The organism is Nostoc sp. FACHB-892, from assembly GCF_014698795.1.
Classification (GTDB): domain Bacteria; phylum Cyanobacteriota; class Cyanobacteriia; order Cyanobacteriales; family Nostocaceae; genus Nostoc.
This window is the reverse complement of the sequence record NZ_JACJTR010000002.1, coordinates 129744-153834: the sequence shown is the minus strand read 5'-3', so window position 1 is coordinate 153834 and position 24091 is coordinate 129744. Positions and strand designations below refer to the sequence as shown.

Below are 24091 nucleotides of genomic sequence, written 5' to 3'. Positions count from 1 at the left end.
CCGTTAGGTGAAGATTAAAACCAAGGGCAAAAACTAGGTGAATTTGGATTTGTCTACTCCTTTACAATTGGTTGGGCGATCGCTGGAATTTCAGCGAATTGTCGAAGTACTAGCCCAAGACGGAGACTTGCTGATTACTGGCGTACCTGGTAGTGGGCGACGAACTTTAGTGCGAGGGGCTGCCCAAGAAGTTGGTGCGATCGTCTTGGAAATAGACTGCATCCGCGCGACAGATGGAGAGCGATTTATCCTCCTGCTAACAGAGACAATTAGCCAAAACTGGGAAGCAGCACAAATTCAAGACTGGGTAAGTAACTTTGGGAATGAGTTTTTTGTCTTTCATCCAGAAGGCAAACTTAAGTTATTGCGTTCCCTGAACCAAAAGCAGTTATGGCAAGCATTTGAAATTTTGCTCAATTCGCTCCAAATTATGGCTATTAGTTTAAATAAGCGTGTAGTGCTGATTTTACACAGTTTTCCGCACATTCGCTCTTGGGATCGCAATGGTTTGTGGGAAGCCACATTCAGACGAGAAATCAATGTACAAACTCATGTTAGCTACGTCTTAGTAGCAACCATAGCTGAAATCAGCCATCATCCAGATGAGACAAACTATCCCCTAGAAACTATACAGTTAGCCCCTTTAGCTAGTGACGTTTTGGCATTGTGGGCGAGGGAGATATTGCATATACAAGGAATGAAATTTGATTCTCGCTCCCCAGCACTGCAATTATTTTTAGATGCTGTACAAGGACACATTGGCGACGCAATGGCAATAATTCGCCGCCTACAAACTTTTTCTTTTCCTGATGGGTTAATTGGTGAAGCAGCAGTGCAGCACGCAATAGAAGGATTACTCAAAGACTTGTCTTTAGTTTTTGAATCTTTACTCATGTTATTGCCAGCCAATCAGGTGCATCTTTTAGAATCTTTGGCTTTAGATCCTACAGATAAACCACAAAGTAAAGAATATATTCAGAAGCATGGTCTTTCAAGAGGTGGTAGCCTTCAGGGATCGCTGACTGGATTACAGCACAAAGGTTTAATTTATAGTGCTGAACAGGGTTATCAACTAGCGTTACCTTTATTGGCTTTGTGGTTGCGGCAGAGGTTAAGCTAGTACCGCAAGGCTGAATTAAAAATTATAAATGAATACAGCACAGCGTAAGCGTTTCGTTGATTTGGAATGTGTGTCTTATTTACGGCGTGCTGTACTAGTACGCGAGATTTTAGAGAATTGGTATAAATAGGAAGATAAAAGAATATCTTCATTACTGGTAATTTATTATCCATGCAAACTCAAAAACCATCTGTTAGTCTCATTCGGGCTACATCCTACGAACGAGAGGCTTTACGAGAATCCTTAGTCATTCTGCTGGAACCTTTTGGAGGAATGGCAGCATTTGTGAAAAAAGGCGATCGCGTTTTACTCAAACCAAATTTACTTACAGGTACGCGTCCTGGTAAAGAGTGTATCACCCGTGCTGAACTAGTTTACGAAGTTGCCCAGATGGTAATTGAGGCTGGTGGTAAGCCATTTTTAGGTGATAGTCCCGCTTTTGGCAGTGCTAAGGGCGTAGCAGTCGCAAACGGCTATCTGCCGATTTTAGAAGAACTCAATCTTCCCATCATCGATTTTAACGGTCAGCGTTACCAAACCGTCAGTGACAATTTTAACCATCTGCGACTGTCTAAAGAAGCAATGGAAGCAGACGTAGTGATTAACTTGCCTAAAGTGAAATCACATATGCAGTTGACATTAACACTGGGTGTAAAAAACTTGTTTGGTTGCGTCCCCGGCAAAATGAAAGCTTGGTGGCACATGGAAGCTGGAAAAGACGCGAATAGATTTGGTGAAATGTTAGTAGAAACTGCTAAGGCAATTAACCCTAACTTAACCATATTAGATGGCATCATCGGTCATGAAGGAAATGGCCCGAGTAATGGTGAACCTCGCCAGCTAGGGATTTTAGCAGCCGCATCAAATGTATTTGCTTTAGATCGGGCAATGGTAGAAATTCTCAATGTTCCTCCTGAACAAGTGCCCACAGTTGCAGCTTCTCAAAGGCTAGGAGTTTGTCCAGAACTAGCTGGCATAGAGTTTCCGCATTTAAATCCTGACTTCTTGAAAATAGAAGATTGGCGACTACCAGACAAGTTAATGCCCATTGATTTTGGCATGCCTCGCGTAATTAAGTCTACGTTCAAGCATCTTTACACCCGATTTATCAAGGAACCAATCAGTGTTTACGGGAGGAACTAGTACCGCAAGGCGGAAGTGAAAAATCAAAAGTCAAAAGTCAAAAGTTTTATGGAATAAGCTCTTTAGAACTTTTTAATGGTCTGCTTTTTTAGCCGTGTTCTACTAGGGAATAGGGAGCAGAGAGCAGGTGGTCACTGAGCGTAGCCGAAGTGGAGCAGGAAACAAGAGGCACCCTTCGCCCCGCCCCTTTGTTTCTTTTGCCCCATGCCCAATTTAGTGCATTCGTTACAGCAATTTCATTTATTAGCAGAGTAATCTGTAATTACCCTCCGATTGCTTAACCAGACCGCCCTATTATAATTAGTGGCGGTTTTTTTAGCTGATTAATTTGTTATACAATTTCTGATCTTAGATATTTGATTTATCCAAAAAATTCTACCGATTTAGGAGCTGGAAATTGAGTTTAATATTTTGTTCAGATATGTGCAAAGTTTGACAATAGCTCCTACACTTCTATGCTATCTTCTAAAAATTGTTTATTCTACCTATATATAGATTGACAAAAAGGCTGTGATATTGATTATATTGAATAATTTAAATTCTGAAATATTAGTTTAGTGCTATCACTGAATCCATACTGCCCAACACACTTGATGCATCAGTATTTATTCGTAGCTATCATTGGTTGCAACAATTATTGCTACGATTCTTTCTCTGATACGAAATATTTGTGTGTATAACTACCATATAACAATCAAAAGCACTGATAGATATTCAGTGCTTTTGCGGTTTTGTGTCCTGTATCACAAATTAGCAATTCCAGTAAAATGACCTTATCAAAGGCTTTTTAGAATGTTATACTCATGAAGTATCAGACAAATATGTTTTGCTAATTAATCTTTAAGCAGCGAAAAAATGTAATTTATGATGCTGTCAAAGTTGGCTTTGTGTATGCGAAGCATTAGACTATACAGGGAAACATCTGAAAATATTAATTACAAAATAAAACATTATTTGTTTACTTGTAACTTTCTATTAAGAAGTCCATGTATAAAAAGGCTATTATGACAATTGTGTAACTGGTTTAAGTTGTAGAATTCTACACATTTTACAGTTTAAAAATAGCTAAAATAGCATTAATACTCTCAATCAGAGATTAGACCTATCACAGTGTTACGAAGAACTTCAATTTTGTATGAATTCAAATAGTCAGTCTGCCAATACCGATACATATTCCCAACGTTTGGCAGACATTGTGGGAACTGCGATCGCGCTGTTGACTCTCATTTTACCCGTATTTGTCATCGCTCATTATTCTTCAACTAATGCTCAAAATAACCAGCAACCCCTAATCCAAAACCTACAAGGAAGGAAAGATTAATAAAGCTTTACAAAAGCTACAAAAAAGGAAAAAACTGATTTTGTGACAACCTCTGTAGATGTGAATGTAGTTCATCAGGAATAAGCTGAATCTGTATTGTGTGACTTCAAGTTTCAATTGTATTGACACAATAGGGGCATAAATCCCTTCAACAGTAATAGAGGATGGGAGAGAATAATACCCTCTAAAAAAAGGGTTGCGAATAAACTTCGCAACCCTTTTTCTATTTCAGGAGGAGTGGGGAGCAGGGGGAGCAAGAGGAACAGGGGAAGCAGGGAAAGAAGAACTATTAATTATTGTCCAATGCCCAATGCCCCATCCCATAGAATGAATACTTTGGGAAGAGATCCATATTGCCCTAAAATTCTACACGGGGAGCGAAGTTGACTGAGTGCCCCCATGATTCACTGTTATCAGAGGAGTTTTTTGTGGATTTATCTCGTATTCCTGCCCAACCGAAACCTGGTTTAATCAACGTTCTGATTGAAATTACTGGCGGAAGTAAAAATAAATACGAATACGACAAGGAACTAGAAGCTTTTGCTCTAGACCGAGTACTTTATTCATCGGTACAATATCCATACGACTACGGCTTTGTACCCAATACTTTAGCTGATGATGGCGATCCCCTAGATGGTATGGTCCTAATTGACGAACCAACCTTTCCAGGCTGTATTATTGCTGCACGACCAATTGGCTTTTTAGAGATGATTGACGGTGGCGATCGCGATGAGAAAATTCTTTGTGTTCCTGACAAAGATCCGCGCTACACTCAGGTCAAATCCCTGAAAGACTTAGCACCACACCGCTTAGATGAAATTGCCGAATTTTTCCGTAGTTATAAAAATTTGGAAAAAAAGGTGACTGAAATTCTCGGTTGGCAAGATGTGGATAAGGTTGCACCTTTAGTAGAAAAATCCGTCAAAGCTTATAGAGGATAATAGAGGAGTTAGGAGTTAGGAGTTAAGAGTTAAGAGTTAGAAGTTAAGATTTATAAATTTTTATTCCTCACTTTTAACGACTCAGTCCTAACTCCTCACTTTAATAAATTTCGGTTGTTACGGATTGTAAAAACTGCCACTAACCCTAAACTCAAATGCAGCGCACTCTCCTTTTGGCAAAAATTCATAACTGCACCCTGACAGGGGCGAATATCAACTACGTGGGTAGTATCAGCATCGATGAAATGCTTTTGGAAAAAGCTGGCATCTTACCCTATGAGCAGGTGCAAGTAGTTAATAGTGCCAACGGCCAGCGCTTTATTACCTATGCGATCGCAGCTCCAGCCCATTCAGGAGTAATTGAGCTAAATGGGGGTGCTGCACGTCTAGGCATTATTGGCGATCGCCTGATTATAATGACTTACGGGCAGTTCACTCCAGAAGAGTTAAAAAGTTACTCTCCTACAGTAGTCATTGTGGACGAAAAAAATAACCTGTTGCAAGTGCGGCACTATGATGACCTGCTCAGTAAGGTCTAATTTCAAGGAAAATGTCAAATTTTGAGTTGTCGGGTTCCCAGAGCTACACACCTGAAAAGTCATCTACCCTGCCAAGTAGCCCAGCAGGTAAATTTATCGTGCAATTTTGGGGTGTAAGAGGTTTGATTCCCACTCCAAGTAGCAATACCACTCGTTATGGTGGTAATACTGCTTGTGTAGAAATGCATGTAGCAGGTAAACGTTTGATTTTCGATGGCGGTACTGGCTTACGCATACTGGGTAAAACTTGGCAAGAACTGCAACAGCCAATAGAAGCCCATTTATTTTTTACCAACTGCCAATCAAATCGCATTCAAGGCTTTCCCTTTTTTGCTCCAGCATTTATCGGAGAAAATTGTTTTCACATTTACGGCACAGCTGCATCAAATGGAGCCTCAATCAAACAATGTCTGTACGACCAGATGCTCCAGCCACACTTTCCTTACCCTTTACAGGTAATGCAGTCGGAATTACAGTTTTACAATCTCACTCCTGATAGTGAGGTGAAACTAGATGATGTAACTATTACAACTGCATTAATCAATCAAACTCAGAGATCAGTGGGGTACCGAGTTACTTGGCAAGATTATAGTGTTGCCTACGTCACAGATTTACACCAAAATGCTGATCAAGTGGAGCGAGAGCGGATTTTACAGTTTATTCAAGGTGTTGACTTGCTAATTGCCAATGCTACTTACACTCCTCCTACATCTCACAACCATGACTCTGCTGATTTACTTTGGCAAGCTGGGGTGAATGCAGCTCTGAATGCTGGCGTTAAACGGCTAGCCATTTCTCATCATCACCCAGATGACCATGATAATTTTATTGACCAGGTTCAAGTCGATATTAAATCTGCCTTTCCTCAAGCAATATTAGCCCATGAAGGTCTAATATTAGCAGTTGGTAAGTGATTTTACGTTGGCACTTTAAAATCGGTGGTAGAACGAGCGCACAAGCACTGACTTGTCAATTCGCTTTTCTATCAAGATGGTGTCAATTATGAAGGTAGAACGCTACAATTCACTCGACTTTGTAATGTTTTTAGATTACATCTTATGGTTACTTCCTGCTTAAGTTAACACCAATGCACATCTGTGCGCCCCTACGACGGTTTATATTCTATTTAGTTAAAAACAAATACAATATTTCAGGACTTACGCAAAATACCTCTCAAACTCCTATTCCTCCGTGTTCTCTGCGTCTCTGTGGTTCGATTTTCCGTTACCTGTGCGTAAGTTCTATATTTAACTGCGATCGCTACCTAAACCAACCAAACTGCGGAAATGCCCATTCTGAGAAAATCGTTTTGCTACTATTTGTTCATAAACCGCCTCATAGCCATCAGTCATTTGCTCAATACTGAAATAGTCTTCAATATGCTGGCGACAGCCATAGCGGTCTAACTCTATTAACCGATCAATGGCACTGATGCATTCTTGAATATTATTGCAGAGGAAACCCGTCTTGCCGTGGGAAATTATCTCCTGAGTAGACCCCAAGTTCATGGCAATTACTGGCGTACCCGAAGCCATTGACTCTACCATCACCAACCCAAAGGGTTCTCGCCAAGTGATAGGGAATAAAGTTGCAACTGCACCTCCCATAAGGGCATTTTTTTGAGCATGGTTCGCTTCACCCAAATACTCAATTTGCTTCCCGTCAATGTGCGGTTTGATTTTTTTCTCAAAATATTCCGCATCAACGGCATCAACCTTACCTGCCATTTTCAAACGCCAACCAGCTAGTTTTGCAATTTCTATTGCTAAGTGTACTCCTTTCTCAGGAGACATCCGACCCAAAAAGGCTAAATAGGGGGGATCTTCTGGCTGGGCGTAAAATTTATAACTGCTGACATCAATCCCGTTGTAAACCGTTGCTATACAGTTCAACCCTAACCTTGGTTCTCGTTGTGCATTGGAAATACTAACATAAGGTTGTTTTTTACCAAAACTAAACATCTTTTCGTTATCAGGGGTAAAAATCCCGTGTAACGTATGAACCGTAGGGGTTGTGACGAGATTCGCGTAGGACAGCGCCCCACACCCTACATGGGAGTGAATAATATCAAACTCTTCTGCACGTTCATAAACAGAAGCTAGATTTAGCATTTCGTAAATGCCGTAATCTTTAATAGTGCTATCGAGTCTGACAGCACGGGGATGAACTGACACTAGTTTTGCCAGACTAATAGAATCTCCCGATGCAAATAAAGTTACTTCGTGTCCGCGTCGAACTAATTCATCGGTCAGTAACCCTACTACTAACTCTATACCACCATAAGCGGGAGGTGGAACTCTCTCCCACAGTGGGGCTACTTGAGCTATTCGCATCATAAACCTCCTAACAAATAAAACTTGAATTAAAAGTTTTTTTTCTGTTGTTGTAGTATTTGGAATTGATTCACTTTGCATCAAAAAGTAAGTTTTGATACTAAGCTTCTTAAAACTTCTTTCAAAATCCTAAGCTCTTAGCTATATATTTTTTGTCTATCTTCGTACGGAAATTAACCTATCCTAAAGAGGTAAATCCATTCCAATTTATTAATTTTTGCTAGATTTGGTGCAATTTTAAATATAGATTTTTTTATAAATAAGAATTTTCTAGAATCGCCAAACTCCAAACATAATAGAGAGAATGAGTGAAATTTTTCTATAATTACCTGTAAAGTATTTGACTTTTAAATGTTATTTAAAAAATAAATTGTCTAGACACTTTTTGGGCAGCTTTCTGCACTCTAAAAGATAACCCATAACTACCCAAAGGAAACATTTTCGTAAAGTAAGTTGCATGGTTCCCTTAGCCAAATCCGCCATGAGTCCGGGAATGGTGTTACGTTCAACGCTCAAAACCAGCATTGCCTGTCCTGATACACCGATCACATCACTGGCAACTGAGGCAAGTTTAATGTTGGCAGCCTCAAGCACTTTTTGGAGTAGATTTACCAAATTGACTCGTTCTCGAATAAAATTGCTACGGTGGCGAGTTAAGTTAAGTAAGCTGTTTGCCCACTTTTTTATTGTCAACCTCGTAAATATGCAAGAACTTCTTATTCTCGGTTATGGTCAATTGATGCCAGCTTAAACAGTAAGCAGGTTCACACTGTAACCGATCAACCGTGGACATAGCTCAACCCAGGCATTACAGCCCTCTATGTCTAATTTAACTTACACTAACTCTTCGACAAGCCGCCGTTCGCATCTAAAGGTGCGTACAATTACTGTTATCCGTTGTCACCTTCTCCTAAATTGTCTTTATATATACAATGATTACAATTTGTTAGTCAAATTAACGCAGACTTAAAATACTTTCAAATCCCTAAAATGGATGTTCGCTCATAGAAAAATTTCGCGCTAATCAACCAAATATTAGCATAATTCTTTATATCTACACTAAAACTATATCATAGCTATATCAAACGGCACATTACCGATTTTTGCGACCAAAAACCTATATACTAAGTTAGACTTTCATAAATTTGAGAGTTTTGTTAATTACAACACCAAAAACTATTAATTTTTAAATGAAATACTAGCGTATCTTATAGTCTATAGTTTTTAAGGTTTAGTCAAAACTATATCCAGTATCATCAAAAAACTGCAAATTTCATGTGGTGCAAAAATCAAGCGGGGAGTGAAAACATGAATTTACGTAGAGATGCATTGCAAATCCTCAAAGAAACTAGCCGAACTTTTTATATCCCAATTAATCTTTTACCGCCAGGATTACAAGAAGCAGTAGCATCAGGATATTTGTGTATGCGTGCCATTGATGAAATTGAAGATCATGCCGAACTAGATAATTCTACTAAAGCAAAGCTGTTAAGAGCCATTAGCCTGACATTACAAGCAGGGGTTGATGGCTTCGCGGTAGATGCTTTCTTTGCAGGATTTAGCGGGTATGAGCATACCTTAGAAGAAGTCACTCTAAGGATTAGAGAATGGTTGATGCTAGCACCAGAAACCATTGCACCTCGAATTTGGGATGCCACTAGTGCAATGGCAGACCGGATGGCTTACTGGGCAGAAAGAAACTGGAAAATTGACACAGAAGCTGATTTAGATCGTTATACCTTTGGGGTTGCAGGTGCAGTGGGATTGTTACTATCGGACTTATGGACTTGGTACGATGGAACGCAAACTAACCGTACCCAGGCGATTGGGTTTGGTCGGGGTTTACAAGCAGTTAATATCCTGCGTAACCATACTGAGGATTTAGGGCGTGGGGTAGACTTTTTCCCAGAGGGTTGGAGTGCAGCAAATATGCAAGAGTATGCGCGGCGCAATCTAGCTCTGGCAGAAGCTTACACCAAAGAACTTCCTACCGGGCCAGCCTTGGATTTTTGTCAAATTCCTTTAACCTTAGCGAATGGTACTCTTGATGCCCTTGCTAATGGTAAAGAGAAACTCAGCCGCAGTGATGTTCTTGCACTTTTAGAACAACTTATTAGTATGAATATGAAAGCCAGCTAATAGTGTCTTAACGACTAATGGAGATGATTTTGAACTCCCTCCAAGCTTGGGCATCCAAAATTCTACAGCGATTTTCTGTAAGCGAACCAGTGCGATCTTATCCCTTAATGCTAGCCTAAGACACCCACCGTAGGATACCCGTTCGCTTAGTGTCTCCTTTAGGAAAAAGGCTGTAGACCGATAGCGCAGCGTTAGCACTGCGCTATCGCCCCAAGCCGCCACTTTGACTTCGCTCCAAGTGGAGCAACTGACGTTAGACACTGCTCCCTAATAGCTTTAAATACCAATTCTCAAAACTAAGACTAACAGATACAATCAATAGAAACCTGGATTAAAGCCGACTTTCTCAATTCTGAATTACGTTAGCTAGTCAGTAGATTAGAACGCTACATATAATAACACGCTCTGAAAGATAACAAGCTTTAAGAGAGCGTTATCACAAATTGATACATAGTATAAATTAATCTAAACAAGTTTACCAGTATAAGTATAATACTTATCTTCTTTTGGCGATAAATTTACGTAATCTCAGTTAAACTTTAGAAAATCTTCAAAGAATTTCCAGCAAAAATTACCTTGTAAGAGTTGATCAATATCTAAATAATTGAAGGAGAGTATAACACTCACCGTGATTATTCGTGCAGCGAGTTGACAGTGCATGAGCTACTGCTTAAATCCTATCTGTCCCAATCCAGAAAATTTGGTATATAGCCAAAGGTGTCAGTCTTGTGGCTCGCAACTACTGTTGCGCGATCGCTATCAGGTGATCAAACCATTAGGTCAGGGTGGTTTTGGAGCTACCTTTTTAGCACATGACCAAGGCTTACCAGGAGAACCGAGTTGCGTAATTAAGCAATTACGCCCATCAGGAAGCGCCCCACACGTTTTACAGATGGCCAGAGAACTGTTTGAGCGAGAAGCCAAAACTCTAGGTAAAATTGGCAATCATCCTCAAGTACCAAGATTATTAGATTATTTTGAAGATCATGAACAATTCTACTTAGTTCAAGAATACATTAGTGGTGATACGTTGCAGGAAGAGGTCAAACTTAACGGTATCTTGAGCGAAACTGGAGTCAAGCAATTTTTGAGCGAGATTTTGCCAGTACTGCAATATATCCACGAGCAAAAGGTAATTCACCGTGATATCAAACCAGCTAACTTAATCCGCCGCACTCAAGATGCCAGAATGGTACTCATCGACTTTGGTGCAGTCAAAAACCAAGTTAGCCAAGGTGCGACAAATCAATCAGGGCAGACAGCATTAACTGCATATGCCATTGGTACTCCTGGTTTTGCGCCACCAGAGCAAATGGCTATGCGTCCAGTCTACGCCAGTGATATCTATGCATTGGGGGTGACATGCATTTATTTATTGACTAGTAAAACTCCTAAAGATTTAGATTACAATCCCAATACTGGCGAGATGATGTGGGAGCAGCTTGTGCAAGTGAGTGACCACTTGAGCAATGTATTGCGAAAAATGTTAGACGTGTCTGTGCGTAGTCGCTATCAGTCAGCGGCAGAAGTTCTCAGAGCATTGGAAATAGAACCATACTTAGAAAGTTTGGCAAAGGGTTTACTGATTAAATCTGATACCGGGTCTAAAGAGCGAACACACAATCACCTAGAAAATTCTGCTGTTTTATGTAGTAACCCTTCTGCTGCTGTTACCAGTGTAGGAGTAGCACAGGTAGCCGCAGCAATTCGCGCTAGACGAGCTAAGGCAGTGGAAGCGGCTGGATTACACCAGGGTTCTGGAATGGCCAAATCAGCTACTTTAGCTAACAGCAACAGCAACAGCAACAGTAATGGTTCGCAAATTCAAAAATCTAAAGTTGAGCGTAAATTAGATACCCAAGGTTTATTAACAGCCTATCTGAAGGGAAGGCGGGATTTTGCCCTACACAATTTAAGTTTGCTGAATCTGCAAGGTGCTGACTTATCCCAAACAAATTTCCATTCTGCTCAATTACAAAAAACCAATCTCCAAGGAGCTAATCTCCACAATAGTGACTTTGGCAAAGCCAGTCTCACTCGAGCAAACCTCAAGGATGCTAATTTGAGCAAAGCATACTTTAACCATGCTGATTTAGAAGGGGCAGACCTGCGAGGCGCAGACCTCAGCAATGCTTATCTCAGCAATGCTAATCTTCGAGGAGCTAATCTGTGTGGTGCTAATCTCAGCAGTGCCAAAATTTCTGATGAGCAGCTAGCACTAGCAAAAACAAATTGGATGACCGTGCGCCCCAATGGTAAACGAGGCTTGTTGTGAGTTTAAAAGCTTACAGATTTATTCAGAATTGAGCAATTAAATATGATATAGCCATCCTATTTGATTCGTAATAATTGCAATCCGTAGATCCCCAACTTATCCAAGAAGCTGGGGATTTTGTTTATCATCAATGATTCAGGATTGTTACAACGATTCCTAGTCATGTTAGGTACGGTAAAACCTTTAATTGGCAAGCTTCTCACTTTAATACGTATACCTAATCCGACAGAAAAACGCCATATAGTTGGGTTGAGTGATAGCGATCGCTCCCACAAATATTAATAAACATAAAACCATATAGTATAAATACGCAGATATTTGGCAATTATTAATCAAATCTTTATAATTTACATCTGTTACAAATAACAAATGATTATTTACAATAAACAATAAAGCATCATAATAATTTTACATAAATATTTCCATGCTTTTTATAGCTATCAACAACAGGGAAGCTTGCACTTAAAAGCTGTAAAATCTAACGTTCTTAAGCCACTCAATTTTTTAGATTGCAGCGGAAAGTGAAACATTAACTATCCCTGACTGTAGGCTGAAGCGAAGTATTCACAACCGAAATCAGGTAATACAAGGTTTACGTATAATGGCTGACTTTGCACAAACGGAAATAGAACGGCGACTAACTTTATATCAGGTATTCCTCAAGTTGTATGAACACCACAGCAGCCTTCTAGATGAAATTCTTCAGCTTGAAAACCTATCTCAACCGTCGTTAAGAAAGATAAATGTATGTTATGTACATGGTGTGATAGATAAGGCTGCTGTTTATTTGATGACTAACTTATGCGACAACCAGAGTCAAAGTCTACAACAGCCACAGCATATATGGACAATCGGTCGTAATCGCAATAGTGGTATTTGCATTGCTGATAGCTATATGTCTCGTCGCCACGCTGCTATTCAATATATTGATGATCAAGGCTTCTACTTCATAGACTTCAACAGTACTAATGGTTCCTTTGTGAATGGCAATCGCGCTTTTGGCCCGATCAAGCTCAAAGATGGCGATCGCATTCGTCTAGGTAGTATAACTTTTAATTTTTTCATTAATTATACATGCCGCGTTTTACCAACTGTAGCAATAGAGTTATTGATGCAACTTATGCACCGAAAGAGCGATAATCAAGTAGAAATGCTTACTTATGCCCATAACAGACCAAAACCTTTGGCTGAAAAACTAGGTGATAATTCAGAGGTTTTTAAAAATTCTGGACTAGTTGAAAAGTTTGAAGATTGTTATGACGACTTCAGTTCAGAACAGAAATCAGAAATTTTAGACCGCTTTTTTAGTAGACAAATACCATACAATCCCAGCTAAAAATTTGCATATTATAGCGATTATAAAAATAAAGTGATTGCTCTTCATATAGGAGCAATCACTTCATTAAGCTTGCTATAACTCATCAATACTTTGAAAAAAGTGGGTTAGTTGTCTATGTAACCCACTACATATTAAAAGTTGCAAATTAATAAATCCGCATTTTTTATTCTTCTGGCTCTAAATCGACATCTTCCTCTTCATCTTCTTCACTGGCTTTAGCTACAGAGTTAGCAGAAACAACAGCACCTTTATCTAGCTTTTCCCGCACCAGTTTCTTAATTTCGTCAGCAAATTCGGGCTTTTCTTCTAGATACTTAATGGCGTTGTCTCGTCCTTGAGAGATATTATCGCCGTTGTAACTATACCAAGCTCCTTTGCGCACAATAATGCCAGTTTCTTCTGCTAAGTCGACAAGACAACCTAAGGTAGAAATACCTTTACCAAAAATAATGTCGAATTCAGCAATTCTGAAAGGCGGCGCTACTTTATTTTTAGCAACTTTGACTTTAACGCGATTACCAAATTCATCAGTACCTTTTTTCAAGGTTTGAATTCGGCGAATATCCAAGCGCACAGAAGCGTAAAATTTCAATGCGTTACCGCCAGTAGTAGTTTCTGGACTACCATAGGTAACACCGATTTTTTGCCGCAACTGGTTGATGAAAATGACTGTACAACCAGATTTCCCAATATTACCCGTAATTTTACGTAGGGCTTGGCTCATTAACCGCGCTTGCAGACCAACGTGAGCGTCACCCATATCGCCTTCAATTTCAGCACGGGGAACCAGTGCTGCTACTGAGTCAATGACTACAATATCAACCGCAGCAGAGCGAACAAGCTGATCGACAATTTCCAAAGCTGATTCGCCTGTATCAGGTTGGGAAATCAGCAAATTGTCAATATCTACACCCAATGCCGCAGCATAAGTAGGATCAAGGGCGTGTTCTGCATCAACAAAGGCTGCAACACCGCCATTTCTTTGCACTTCGGCGAGCGCATGTAGCGCTACTGTAGTCTTCCCGGAACTTTCCGGCCCATAAATCTCGATTACCCGCCCCTTGGGTAAACCACCACCCAATGCTAAATCTAGGGTGAGCGCTCCACTGGAAATAGTCTCCACCCGCATCCGGGTGGCATCGCCCAGGCGCATGATTGCTCCTTTACCAAAGCTGCGCTCAATCTGGTTGAGCACCATCGTCAGCGCTTTTTGCTTGCCTGAAGTATCGGTGTTGATAGCCATTCTTGCCTCTAATGCCTCTAAATATATGGTTTTAAGGAGTGTTGCTCTGGGAGTTTGAGTAGAACAGATATACTATTTTAACCAGAAAATTCTGGAATAGGACTTCTCAAATCAAAAAAGGGGTGTAACAAGATCGTAACTCGATCGCTACTAGATTAGGGTAGTCTTGCACAATGATACCAACTTGCATTCAGAGATAGCTTTTTTTGGCTGGGTAAGCAAGGGGTTTTCAATAAAAAATTATCTAAACAACTGACCTTATGTAATGTACATAATGAGACTGCTTTGTTTTAGACAGAGAAAACCTGTATTGCGGTGCGATGTTGGTCAAATCTCCATCACCCACTACAAAAAACTAGGTAGTCTCCAGCATTGATAAGTTTAGTAAAGTTACCGTTATGCTTGAATCCGGCTTCTTGATATAAAGATAATGTACTAATAATCTAGTAATATATGCTACAAAATCTATCTTCAGCAAACGTGATTGTAGGAGGCAGGGAGTCACTTCGGCTGCGCTCAGTGATCCCCTTCGGTTGAGCGTAGTCGAAACACTGCCTCTTACCTTCGATAAATCAGAGTCTATTAAGCTACTTGAAAGTCACGGATGGACAAAAGCAGATGCTATATGTGCTTTGGAAGCAATTGACTTTGGTGCCAATCTTGATGAAATTACCATTCGCAGAGCTATTTCGCCTTTTGCTGGTTCTGAATTAACTAAGCGTCAGCGTCTTTAAGTTGGCCAAAAAGGGCTAGTGGCGAAGAAAACCAGAGAGACTGAGTTGAAGGATAAGTACAGACCTGAAATTCTCTGCAATATGTTTCCGTAATCCACAATACCTGTAATGTAGATAAGATTGTAGTAAATTTTAAAATTTAGTATAGTATTATGTCTAGTCAAAAACAAAATTCCAATCAGACATTTAAGCAAACACAGATTAACCCAACAAAGAAGAAGAAAGCACAACCTCCAACGGATATCAACAAACCAGATAAAACTGAATAAAAAGCGTTATAGCTCCTTGTAGAGACTTAAATTAAGTCTCTACAATTTTTATCAAAAATAAATCAGCTTATTTGTTTTTAGCTTGAGTTTTTGCTTGTTCTAAAGCTATCTCCTTAATTGCCTGATATGAATTAACATTTGAAGTACCTTCAATAGCTTTCACTGCCAAATCTTGAACTTGTTTGAGAGCAGATTCAAGTTGTTGAGAAAGATTTTGAATCCGTGTCTCTTGATTAGTAATAGTTTGTTCTAGAGATTGCAATCTTTGTTCATAGAAACGTTTTTGCCCTTCAACTTCTTTAGAATATAAATCTGATTTTACTTTAGCTTGGTAGTGGGCGATGCCTTTGCCTTCTTCTGTAGCTTTTTTGATAGCTGCTTCTTTATCTTTTGGAAAAGCTTCTACCTTTGTTTTTAATTCTTCAAATTGTTTCTCTCTCTCAGAAATTGCTTTTTCCCGTTCAGCCCACTGTTTTTCTGTTTCTTGTAGTAATTCTTCAAGTTGCTTGTATAATGCTTTCTGCTCTTGTTCGTATCCGTCACTTTGCAATTGTCGCTGGAGTTCTAAATTATACTTATACTCTGACGCATCGCGTTGCCGAGTTTTATTCAAGTTTTCATTCCGTTCTTTTATCGCCCGTTGTTGTTCCTCTTGTTCTTTTCCCCAAGTATTCCTTTGCTCTAATATTTCTTGAAATAACACTTCAGAACGCTGGCTATATTCTTCCTGATAAGCTTTAGTATTATCTTCATAAGCTTGGATGAGAGTATCCAAGATATCATCAGAAATTGCTAAATTGTGCAGTTGTGTTAATTGTTGGATTTCTTCTTCTAAAATTCGTCTGATTTCTTCTAGTTTAGAAGCTTTTGTGGTTAGCTGTTCTGATAATTCATTAGCAGCACTTCCAAAACCTAATTGAATCTTCGCCAAGCTTTCAATTGTATTGTTCATCTTCTGTTGGACACTAGAAAGCTGAGTCATAGCTGTTTTTTGTTCTAATTTAGGCTGTTCTTTAGTTCCAGACTGGTTTTCTTTTACAACTTGATCGAGTTGCAATTTCAGGGCTGCTTTTTCTTTAGATAACTCCTCATATGCCTGAAGAATTTCTATTTTAGTATTCTTATCAGTCGGCTTTTTCAACACCACAATAAACCTCCTTTTCAGGAATTAAAAATGATTAAAATGCTATGATTAATAACTATTTAGGATTAGAACTACCAAAAGCCCTCATAGCTAAATCTTGTGCTTGTTTTAATGCACTTTGCAATTGAGCAGAAATACCTTCTATTTGCTCAGACTGTTTCTTAATTGTTTCTTCCAAAGATTGAATTTTTTGCTCATAACTTTGTTTATTAGCTTCCCATTCTTTATCAAATAAATCAGATTCGATTTTAGCTTTTTGGCTGGTTTCTTTAATTGCCTCTTCTCTAGCTTTCTTAACGGCTTCTTCTAGTTCATTAGGAAATGTAATTATTTTTTGTTGATAATCTCCAAAGAGTGGTTGACGATCAGCGAATATCTTTTCTCGTTCTGCCCAATCTTTCTCTTTCTTTTGAAAATTTTCTTGTATTTCCCTTTGTTGTTGGCGTTTTATTGCTTCGTAGCTATCTGTATTTATTTTACGAGTAGTTTCTAACTTATACTGTGATTCTTCTTGTTCTTGCTGACGATCTTTAGCTAACAAATCGTTATATACTTGGAGTTGTTTTTCATACTCTGCTTGCTCTTTTTGCCATTCTTTCCGCCTGATTGTAATTTCTTTCTCTAGTGTTTCCCTTTTGCTGATAGTATCTTGTTCTAGGGTTTTGAGTTTTTCTTGGTGTTCTTGACTTAAAATGTCTAGAGTATCCGCTACAACTCTAATTTCTTGAAGCTCTTGTAGACGTTGAGTTTCAATTTCTATAGCTCGGTTCAATTCCTCTAACTTAGAATTTTCCTGAGCTAGTTTTTCAGATAATGCATTGAGAATACTGCCAAACTCTAATTGTAAATCAGCTAAACCTTTGACAATACTATCAACTGTATATGCAGAAGCTGCTTGTAGAATTTCTTGACTTTTTGCCTTTTCTGCTTCCTCTTGTTTAGTTGCTATTTTAGATTCCAGCTTTTTTCTTTGAATAATAATTTGTTGAAATGCTTGCATTAGTTGTTGTTTGCTGTCCTTGACTCCAACTGTAGTCATCTTCCAACTCCCTTCAATAGGCAATGATATATTGGGTAGCAAGCCATACCAAAGACTACCCTATGCAGACATCAGAGTAGCTTTTAAACCAACATTTTTAACGCCGTGTAAATACGTAAATCATCAGCATAGGACACTTAGGGAGTACGAATTTTCCACATATATGTCTTTATGCTTTTTAGATATAGCAGATTGCAAGTAAGTGAAGTACAAAATGCAGGACTCACGCATCAGATATCAAAGAGTTTCTATCTCCTACTTAAAAATGCATAACTTTGTACTTCATGCAAAAAAAACTACTGTATAGTTTTTCTTCTGGTTAAATATAGTATTTTTGTACTAAAGAAAATATACTCAACTTTATCTGCTTTTGTCAAGACAACCCTTCATGTAATTGCGTCAGACTATTAGAAGCTTGCAGCCACATTGATTTTTGGAAGTCGCTTAAAAGGGTACTGTGACGTATGTTACTTTTTGTAAAGAAAATCTAAAAGAATTAACCCTAGTGGAAGCACGGTTGCAGTAAGACGAGATAATAGATTCAATCATTCCAATTGATACAAGCACAGTCCCAGACTTTTGTGATATCAATGTATACCACTGAATCGACCAAATATTCTGCTAGAACCGACATTGGACAAGCCAGCCGGATTCTAGTAGTAGAAGATGAAGAATTAATCCAGGAAATGCTAGCTGTAGCCCTGGAAGAGGAAGGTTATGGGGTGACAACAGCACCTGATGGACGGTCTGCTGTAGAGTATCTCAAAAGTTTTGAAACCAATTCGGGGGAACTTCCCTTTGATTTGCTCATTCTTGATTTGATGCTGCCTCAAATCAATGGGCTAGATATTTGCCGTTTGCTGCGTCATCAAGGAAACCCAGTACCTATTTTAATGCTCAGTGCTAAGGGTAGTGAAACTGACCGCGTTCTGGGGTTAGAGGTCGGAGCAGATGACTACCTGACTAAACCCTTTAGTATGCGCGAGTTAGTAGCTCGTTGTCGTGCTTTACTCCGTCGCCAACGCCTAAGTAATTTACCACAACTCCCAGTATTAAAATTTAAGGATATTACCTTGAATCCCCAAGAATGTCGTGTGCTGGTTCGTGGTCAAGAGGTGAGTCTTTCCCCCAAAGAGTTCCGCCTGCTGGAATTATTTATGAGTTATGCCCGCCGGGTGTGGTCACGGGAGCAATTGCTAGATCAGGTTTGGGGGCCAGATTTCGTCGGTGATAGTAAAACCGTAGACGTTCACATTCGGTGGTTGCGCGAAAAATTAGAGCAAGACCCCAGTCATCCTGAATATATTGTGACTGTAAGAGGTTTTGGCTATAGGTTTGGATAATTAGTTTAGATAGTTGTTAGTTTTTAGTAATCACCAAAAAACTAACAACTCAAATGCTTTTATTGGGATTTTTTCTAGGTTTAGCGGTAGGCATTGGGTTTTGGGTTTGGCAACAGGTTCAACTTAACCGCTACCTGAGGCGCTTACTCCAACCGTTAACCTCACATTCTCATAAGATAGGACTGCTACTGATTCCTGCGTTGCGCCAGAAAATCACGATGGTGAAGCAGCAACAGCAAGATTCGCAGCAGTTGTTGCAAACTTACCAAGACCTGCTAGATTTTGCACCAGTGGGATATTTGCAGGTGGATGAAGAAAATCAACTGCTGTGGTGCAATCGACAGGCGCAGGAAATTTTATATTTGCAAAGGTGGCAACCAGAACAGGTGCGCTTGTTACTGGAGTTGGTAAGGTCTTATGAACTTGACCATTTAATTGAGCAAACTCGTGATTGTCAAACACCACAGACGGGCGAGTGGATATTTCATCCATCTCGTGATGATGCGGCAGAGATGCAAACAATAAAATCTTTGGCTTTGCGGGCATCTAGCTTGCCTTTACCTAATGGTGAAGTAGGAGTATTTTTAGAAAATCGTCAACCCCTATTAGATATAAATAAAGTACGCGATCGCTCTTTTTCTGATTTAGCGCATGAACTCAGAACGCCCTTGACTTCGATTCGCTTGGTTGCGGAAACTTTACAAACCCGCTTGGAACCACCTCTAAATCGCTGGGTTAACCGCTTGATGCAAGAAGTTGATCGACTGATTAACTTAGTGCAAAGCTGGCTAGACCTCACCCAAATGGAGGCAAACCCAACCATGCAATTGCAAACCAAAGCTGTAGAATTGCGATCGCTAATTACATCTGTTTGGGAAACATTAGAACCCTTGGCAGTGCGCCAACATCTGTCTCTTTCTTATTCTGGCCCAGAAAAACTTTGGATTAGGGCAGACCAAGCCCGTATTTATCAGGTTTTTCTCAACTTGCTAGACAATAGCATTAAGTACAGTCTGCCTTGTACAAGTATTCGCGTTGAAGCAAAAATCTTATCAACAAAGGATAATGATGCCGCTTCCTCAATCCTCGAAATAAATCTTATTGATTCTGGAGTTGGATTTTCTGAGGCAGATTTACCTCACATCTTTGAGCGATTTTATCGAGGAGATAAGGCTCGAACCCATTCTCCACAAGATGGTAACTCTATAGGAGCGATCGTTGGCAATGGTTTAGGTTTAGCGATCGTTGAGCAAATTATTCTTGCCCACGGTGGTTCAATCAAAGCTATGAACCATCCAGAAACTGGTGGTGCGTGGATGCAAATCCAATTTTGTGAAGTTATGGCAAACTCTTTAAGCCAAGACTATAGTTAATAGTATCTTCTTCTCTTCACCTTTGAGACAACAAGTGTGAAAGCTGTCCATCATAGTCCTAATCCTCAAAGACCTCAACTCGCACGCGCCATTAGGCGCTTAGAACGCGATATATTACGCATGGGCGCTTTGGTAGAACAATCATTTCGCCTCAGCCACCAAGCGTTATTTGCTCGTAACTTAACAGCAGCTGAGGAACTTCCCCGATTAGATAAAAAGATTGATCGCTTTTATAGACAAATCGAATCAGACTGTACGGCGATTATGACGTTGCAAGCGCCTACAGCTCAAGATTTGCGCTGCTTGAGTGCCTTTATGCAACTAGTGCGAGACTTAGAACGCATTGGCGATTATGCTGAGGATTTAGCTGAGATTGCAATTAAAATTTTTCCTTACGCGCCTCATCCGTCTTTGCCAGAGATTGAAGCTATGTCCCTTCACGCGCAGTCGATGCTAGCAACTAGCTTGAAGGCTTTGGGAGATTTAGATGAAGGCGGTGGGCGTCGTTTAAAGCACTTAGATGATACTGTAGACGATGCGTATGATCGCGTTTATCAGACTTTAGCCCAACAACGCGATGTACCAGGCGTAGTCGAGCCAATTGTGCTGCTAGCACTGGCAATTCGTTGTCTGGAACGCATGGCAGATCATGCAACTAATATCGGTCAAAGGGTAGCATATATTGTCACCGGTCAACGCTCTTAATTGACGGTTCATCAGTCCTTAGGCTAAAGCCACTACCTCTACAAACAAAGGCTGACAACTCAAGCGACTTAGTACAGCTTTGCTTAAAATCGTGGAAAAAGCCACGGTTTATTTCATGTCCGCCAAATTGCCCATCATAAAAGAACCCCTCCCCGCCGGACTACGGTGTACACACAAGTTATCCGATTAGCCAAAAGTCCTCCAAAACCCCACCTTCTCCGGCTCTTCAGGTTTAATAAGTAATCAAGCGGACATCATAACAAGGGTCATTTAAAAAGTAGAAATAGAACTGTAGCGACTGGCTTAAAACCCCTAGCTTTGTATTTCATACAAAGGAAAACTGCTGGATGTGTGCCTAAATACTTACTAAGCTTTAAGAAAATACTAAGTAATTAAAAAGTAAGTTAACTAAATATTTTACTAAAAGCTTACCTATTCTTAAACTTGCACAATTAAAGTTAAGAGATAAATAACTCAAAAATTCTGTTTTATTTTAGCTAATAAATACCTCAAAGCATAAGTTGTTTCCATCAGAAAATTTTGAGTTAGTCTCCAGCTCTGATTGAAAAAAAAGACACCTTCAGATATATAGGTAAAGGTTGATACAAATTATTAGAGTTTCTTAATCATGGTAAATAGCGAGATTCCCTGATAATTATGTAGTTACGGTTAATGATGTATTCCACAACTCCTACTTCAAACTCTTCTGCTGTGTCAAATAGCTCTGCTTTGAGCGGACAATTACCCCAGCAGATATTTACTCGTCGGGAAGTGATTCCACTTCAAGATAATGTACTTTGGCGGATTGAGCACGGTGCAGTTCGTACCTTAACATGGAGTGAAAATGGAACATTCATCACTCTTGGTTATTGGGGATTGGGGGATCTGATTGGTTATCCTTTGTCTAAAGTCAAGCCCTACCAGATTCAATGTCTCACAGGTGTGGAAATAAGCATTGTGCCACCTCATTTGTGGCATCAAGATATTAATGCTTTGTTATCTCATATTCAACAGGCGGAAAATCTACTAAGCATTGTGCATCGAAAACCAATTTCGCTACGCTTATGGCAGTTTTTAGTGTGGTTAAGTGAAAAATTTGGACGTGATGTAGATAAGGGCAAGCTAATTGATCTAAATGTTACTCATCAAGATATTGCTGAAGTTTTAAATACCACCCGAGTAACAGTTACCCGACTCCTACAACAATTGGAAGAAGAAGGAACAGTTTTACGTCACAAACGCCGCATTATTTTGCGGTTACCAAATAAATTAATTAAAAATTATGATTCAGCACTATGCCAACCGACTTGCTTGTAATAATCACAGGTGATAAAGTATAATCATGATTGTGATTGTGTGTATAATCCCCGAAAATAAAGTGCCATAAGCATTTTATTATTACTGGATAATGTAGGTGTGAGTGAGAGTAATAACATGACAAAACAATTCTGGAATCTTATTAAGGTTAGTCCGGTTATTGTAGCTGCGACATTTTTCGCTGCCAATAGCGCCTTAGCTGCTGAAGTTAACGAACAAGTAACAAATGTTGCCCAGTTATCTGAAGCTCAAGATAACAACATGAGTCAGGTAACATCAGTTTCGCAATTTTCGGATGTGCAGCCCACAGATTGGGCATTCCAAGCTTTACAATCTCTAGTTGAACGCTACGGTTGTATTGCCGGTTATCCCAACAGTACCTATCGTGGTAACCGTGCTTTGACCCGTTATGAATTTGCCGCAGGTTTGAATGCCTGTTTAGATCGGGTTAACGAACTGATTGCTACCGCTACTGCCGATTTGGTCAGCAAACAAGATTTAGCTACTTTACAGCGCTTACAAGAAGAATTTTCTGCTGAATTAGCAACTCTGCGCGGTCGTGTTGATGCAGTAGAAGCCCGTACTGCTGAGTTGGAAGCGAACCAGTTCTCTACTACTACTAAACTGGTTGGGGAAGCAATTTTCAATGTGTCTCAAGCTTTTGGTGATACAGCAGCTGATCAGGACGCTGATCCTAACAATAATCCCGATTTAGAAAGCAATACAGTTTTCTCTAACCGAGTTCGTTTGAACTTGTACAGCAGTTTCACCGGTACAGATCAATTGCAAATCCGGTTGAATTCTGGGAATATCATCAACAACAGTGGACAAACTGGTACTCTCATGAGCCGCTTAGGTTTTGAAGAGAATACTGGCAACAGTGTTGAAATTGATAAGGTTAACTACGCTTTCAACTTTGGTGATGCAATACGTGTCAAACTTGACGTAACTGGTGCTGAATTATACGAGAACGTCAACAACTTCAACCCTGACTTTTCTAGTTCTGGTAGGGGCGCTATCTCGCGCTATGGACGTTTCAGCCCCATCTATCGCCAAGGTGCTGATGGTGCTGGTTTGACCGTCACCTTTAACCCCAAAGGGGCTATTAGCTTGTCTGCTGCTTATCTATCCAACGATGCAAACAGTCCTACCACCAGTGGTGTTGATCCTGATCTGAATAACGGACTGTTCAATGGTGATAGTACTATTTTTGGTCAACTAACTTTCCAACCAAGCCAAGCCTTGAACGTTGGTCTGACCTACGCCCGCAGTTATCAAGAAGATCCCAATGTCTTCGGAAGTACAGGCAGTTTCCTAGCTAATGATCCATTTGGAGGTGGTCGTATTGATTCCAATCATTACGGTGTACAGGCTAACTTTAGACCTAGCTCTAAATTAACTCTTGGCGGTTGGGCAGGCTTCAGTACTGTGGAAGCTAGAACTGGTGTTGCTGCCGGACAGAGTGCAGATGTGTTTTATTGGGCTGCTACTCTTGGTCTAAAGGACTTTGGCAGAGAAGGCAGCTTGCTTGGCTTGATCTTTGGCCAATCACCCAGAGTAACTAGCAGTGAATTCGCTCCCGGTGGTGTAGAACAAGAGGATCCAGACACCTCTTATCATGCAGAAGCTCTTTATCGCTTAAAGGTCAGCGATAATATTTCCGTTACTCCTGGCTTCCTAGTGATATTCAATCCTGATCACAACGATGCTAACGATACCGTCTATGTAGGTACTTTGCGTACTACTTTCTCCTTCTAAAACTGGTGATGGGAAA

21 protein-coding genes are annotated in these 24091 nt (G+C 39.9%); 17 read left to right on the top strand and 4 right to left on the bottom strand.

Annotated elements, in window-relative coordinates; translation table 11 throughout:
* Nucleotides 1-37 precede the first annotated feature (37 nt).
* The 6 genes from H6G96_RS03360 to H6G96_RS03335 all read left to right on the top strand — a co-directional run bounded on the left by H6G96_RS03360 (nt 38) and on the right by H6G96_RS03335 (nt 5978).
* On the top strand, nt 38-1120 hold the full coding sequence (locus H6G96_RS03360) for an ATP-binding protein (RefSeq protein ID WP_190910135.1): 1083 nt from the start codon (nt 38-40) through the stop codon (nt 1118-1120).
* Between the two features lie 171 nt (nt 1121-1291).
* Nucleotides 1292-2263: a DUF362 domain-containing protein gene (locus tag H6G96_RS03355; RefSeq protein WP_190910134.1), complete on the top strand. Its 972-nt coding sequence runs from the start codon at nt 1292-1294 to the stop codon at nt 2261-2263.
* Between the two features lie 1135 nt (nt 2264-3398).
* Nucleotides 3399-3584 (top strand): hypothetical protein, encoded by a 186-nt coding sequence (locus H6G96_RS03350; protein WP_190910133.1) that lies wholly within the window; start codon nt 3399-3401, stop codon nt 3582-3584.
* Between the two features lie 428 nt (nt 3585-4012).
* The gene (locus H6G96_RS03345; RefSeq protein WP_190910132.1) at nt 4013-4525 is read left to right on the top strand and encodes an inorganic diphosphatase; all 513 of its coding nucleotides are present in this window, start codon (nt 4013-4015) and stop codon (nt 4523-4525) included.
* Between the two features lie 155 nt (nt 4526-4680).
* Complete coding sequence (gene panD / locus H6G96_RS03340) at nt 4681-5064, top strand: aspartate 1-decarboxylase (RefSeq protein ID WP_190910131.1); 384 nt, start codon at nt 4681-4683, stop codon at nt 5062-5064.
* Between the two features lie 11 nt (nt 5065-5075).
* Nucleotides 5076-5978, top strand: a complete 903-nt coding sequence (locus H6G96_RS03335) for an MBL fold metallo-hydrolase (RefSeq protein ID WP_190910130.1) — start codon at nt 5076-5078, stop codon at nt 5976-5978.
* A gap of 333 nt (nt 5979-6311) precedes the next feature.
* Here the strand turns inward: H6G96_RS03335 and H6G96_RS03330 are convergent, their stop codons facing one another.
* A complete protein-coding gene (locus H6G96_RS03330; RefSeq protein ID WP_190910360.1) occupies nt 6312-7397 on the bottom strand; it encodes a glycosyltransferase family 4 protein in 1086 nt (361 codons plus the stop codon).
* A 457-nt stretch (nt 7398-7854) separates the two neighbouring features.
* Here H6G96_RS03330 and H6G96_RS03325 point away from each other — a divergent pair, with 457 nt between their 5' ends.
* The 5 genes from H6G96_RS03325 (at nt 7855) to H6G96_RS03305 (ending at nt 13147) form a co-directional block, all read left to right on the top strand.
* Entirely contained in the window at nt 7855-8148 is a 294-nt protein-coding gene (locus tag H6G96_RS03325) for a hypothetical protein (RefSeq protein ID WP_190910129.1), read from the top strand.
* A 557-nt stretch (nt 8149-8705) separates the two neighbouring features.
* On the top strand, nt 8706-9536 hold the full coding sequence (locus H6G96_RS03320) for a phytoene/squalene synthase family protein (protein ID WP_190910128.1): 831 nt from the start codon (nt 8706-8708) through the stop codon (nt 9534-9536).
* Nucleotides 9537-10194: 658 nt separating this feature from the next.
* Nucleotides 10195-11811, top strand: a complete 1617-nt coding sequence (locus H6G96_RS03315) for a serine/threonine-protein kinase (protein WP_190910127.1) — start codon at nt 10195-10197, stop codon at nt 11809-11811.
* A 117-nt stretch (nt 11812-11928) separates the two neighbouring features.
* Nucleotides 11929-12093: a hypothetical protein gene (locus H6G96_RS03310; RefSeq protein ID WP_190910126.1), complete on the top strand. Its 165-nt coding sequence runs from the start codon at nt 11929-11931 to the stop codon at nt 12091-12093.
* 319 nt (nt 12094-12412) lie between these two features.
* Nucleotides 12413-13147: an FHA domain-containing protein gene (locus H6G96_RS03305; protein WP_190910125.1), complete on the top strand. Its 735-nt coding sequence runs from the start codon at nt 12413-12415 to the stop codon at nt 13145-13147.
* Between the two features lie 166 nt (nt 13148-13313).
* Here the strand turns inward: H6G96_RS03305 and recA are convergent, their stop codons facing one another.
* Entirely contained in the window at nt 13314-14393 is a 1080-nt protein-coding gene (gene recA / locus H6G96_RS03300; protein WP_190910124.1) for a recombinase RecA, read from the bottom strand.
* Nucleotides 14394-14926: 533 nt separating this feature from the next.
* Between recA and H6G96_RS03295 the strand changes: the two genes are divergently transcribed.
* A complete protein-coding gene (locus tag H6G96_RS03295) occupies nt 14927-15127 on the top strand; it encodes a hypothetical protein (protein ID WP_190910123.1) in 201 nt (66 codons plus the stop codon).
* Between the two features lie 336 nt (nt 15128-15463).
* Here the strand turns inward: H6G96_RS03295 and H6G96_RS03290 are convergent, their stop codons facing one another.
* A complete protein-coding gene (locus tag H6G96_RS03290; protein WP_190910122.1) occupies nt 15464-16543 on the bottom strand; it encodes a hypothetical protein in 1080 nt (359 codons plus the stop codon).
* A gap of 52 nt (nt 16544-16595) precedes the next feature.
* Nucleotides 16596-17579, bottom strand: coding sequence for a hypothetical protein (locus H6G96_RS03285; RefSeq protein ID WP_190910121.1), 984 nt, complete (start codon nt 17577-17579; stop codon nt 16596-16598).
* A gap of 590 nt (nt 17580-18169) precedes the next feature.
* Between H6G96_RS03285 and H6G96_RS03280 the strand changes: the two genes are divergently transcribed.
* The 5 genes from H6G96_RS03280 (at nt 18170) to H6G96_RS03260 (ending at nt 24075) form a co-directional block, all read left to right on the top strand.
* Nucleotides 18170-18922, top strand: coding sequence for a response regulator transcription factor (locus H6G96_RS03280; RefSeq protein ID WP_190728904.1), 753 nt, complete (start codon nt 18170-18172; stop codon nt 18920-18922).
* 53 nt (nt 18923-18975) lie between these two features.
* Nucleotides 18976-20295, top strand: a complete 1320-nt coding sequence (locus H6G96_RS03275; protein WP_190910120.1) for a PAS domain-containing sensor histidine kinase — start codon at nt 18976-18978, stop codon at nt 20293-20295.
* Nucleotides 20296-20331: 36 nt separating this feature from the next.
* The gene (phoU, locus tag H6G96_RS03270; protein WP_190910119.1) at nt 20332-21000 is read left to right on the top strand and encodes a phosphate signaling complex protein PhoU; all 669 of its coding nucleotides are present in this window, start codon (nt 20332-20334) and stop codon (nt 20998-21000) included.
* A 672-nt stretch (nt 21001-21672) separates the two neighbouring features.
* Complete coding sequence (locus tag H6G96_RS03265; protein ID WP_190910118.1) at nt 21673-22317, top strand: Crp/Fnr family transcriptional regulator; 645 nt, start codon at nt 21673-21675, stop codon at nt 22315-22317.
* A gap of 117 nt (nt 22318-22434) precedes the next feature.
* Complete coding sequence (locus tag H6G96_RS03260; RefSeq protein ID WP_190910117.1) at nt 22435-24075, top strand: iron uptake porin; 1641 nt, start codon at nt 22435-22437, stop codon at nt 24073-24075.
* The last annotated feature ends 16 nt before the right edge of the window (nt 24076-24091 follow it).

Bases quoted from the DNA above. Each gene is read 5' to 3' on its own strand.
- H6G96_RS03280 (WP_190728904.1), top strand. From the start codon at position 18,170: ATGTATACCACTGAATCGACCAAATATTCTGCTAGAACCGACATTGGA.
- H6G96_RS03265 (WP_190910118.1), top strand. From the start codon at position 21,673: ATGATGTATTCCACAACTCCTACTTCAAACTCTTCTGCTGTGTCAAAT.
- H6G96_RS03275 (WP_190910120.1), top strand. From the start codon at position 18,976: ATGCTTTTATTGGGATTTTTTCTAGGTTTAGCGGTAGGCATTGGGTTT.
- H6G96_RS03315 (WP_190910127.1), top strand. From the start codon at position 10,195: ATGAGCTACTGCTTAAATCCTATCTGTCCCAATCCAGAAAATTTGGTA.
- H6G96_RS03330 (WP_190910360.1), bottom strand. From the start codon at position 7,397: ATGCGAATAGCTCAAGTAGCCCCACTGTGGGAGAGAGTTCCACCTCCC.
- H6G96_RS03335 (WP_190910130.1), top strand. From the start codon at position 5,076: ATGTCAAATTTTGAGTTGTCGGGTTCCCAGAGCTACACACCTGAAAAG.
- H6G96_RS03320 (WP_190910128.1), top strand. From the start codon at position 8,706: ATGAATTTACGTAGAGATGCATTGCAAATCCTCAAAGAAACTAGCCGA.
- H6G96_RS03355 (WP_190910134.1), top strand. From the start codon at position 1,292: ATGCAAACTCAAAAACCATCTGTTAGTCTCATTCGGGCTACATCCTAC.
- H6G96_RS03285 (WP_190910121.1), bottom strand. From the start codon at position 17,579: ATGACTACAGTTGGAGTCAAGGACAGCAAACAACAACTAATGCAAGCA.
- H6G96_RS03325 (WP_190910129.1), top strand. From the start codon at position 7,855: ATGGTTCCCTTAGCCAAATCCGCCATGAGTCCGGGAATGGTGTTACGT.
- H6G96_RS03260 (WP_190910117.1), top strand. From the start codon at position 22,435: ATGACAAAACAATTCTGGAATCTTATTAAGGTTAGTCCGGTTATTGTA.
- H6G96_RS03350 (WP_190910133.1), top strand. From the start codon at position 3,399: ATGAATTCAAATAGTCAGTCTGCCAATACCGATACATATTCCCAACGT.
- H6G96_RS03305 (WP_190910125.1), top strand. From the start codon at position 12,413: ATGGCTGACTTTGCACAAACGGAAATAGAACGGCGACTAACTTTATAT.
- recA (WP_190910124.1), bottom strand. From the start codon at position 14,393: ATGGCTATCAACACCGATACTTCAGGCAAGCAAAAAGCGCTGACGATG.
- panD (WP_190910131.1), top strand. From the start codon at position 4,681: ATGCAGCGCACTCTCCTTTTGGCAAAAATTCATAACTGCACCCTGACA.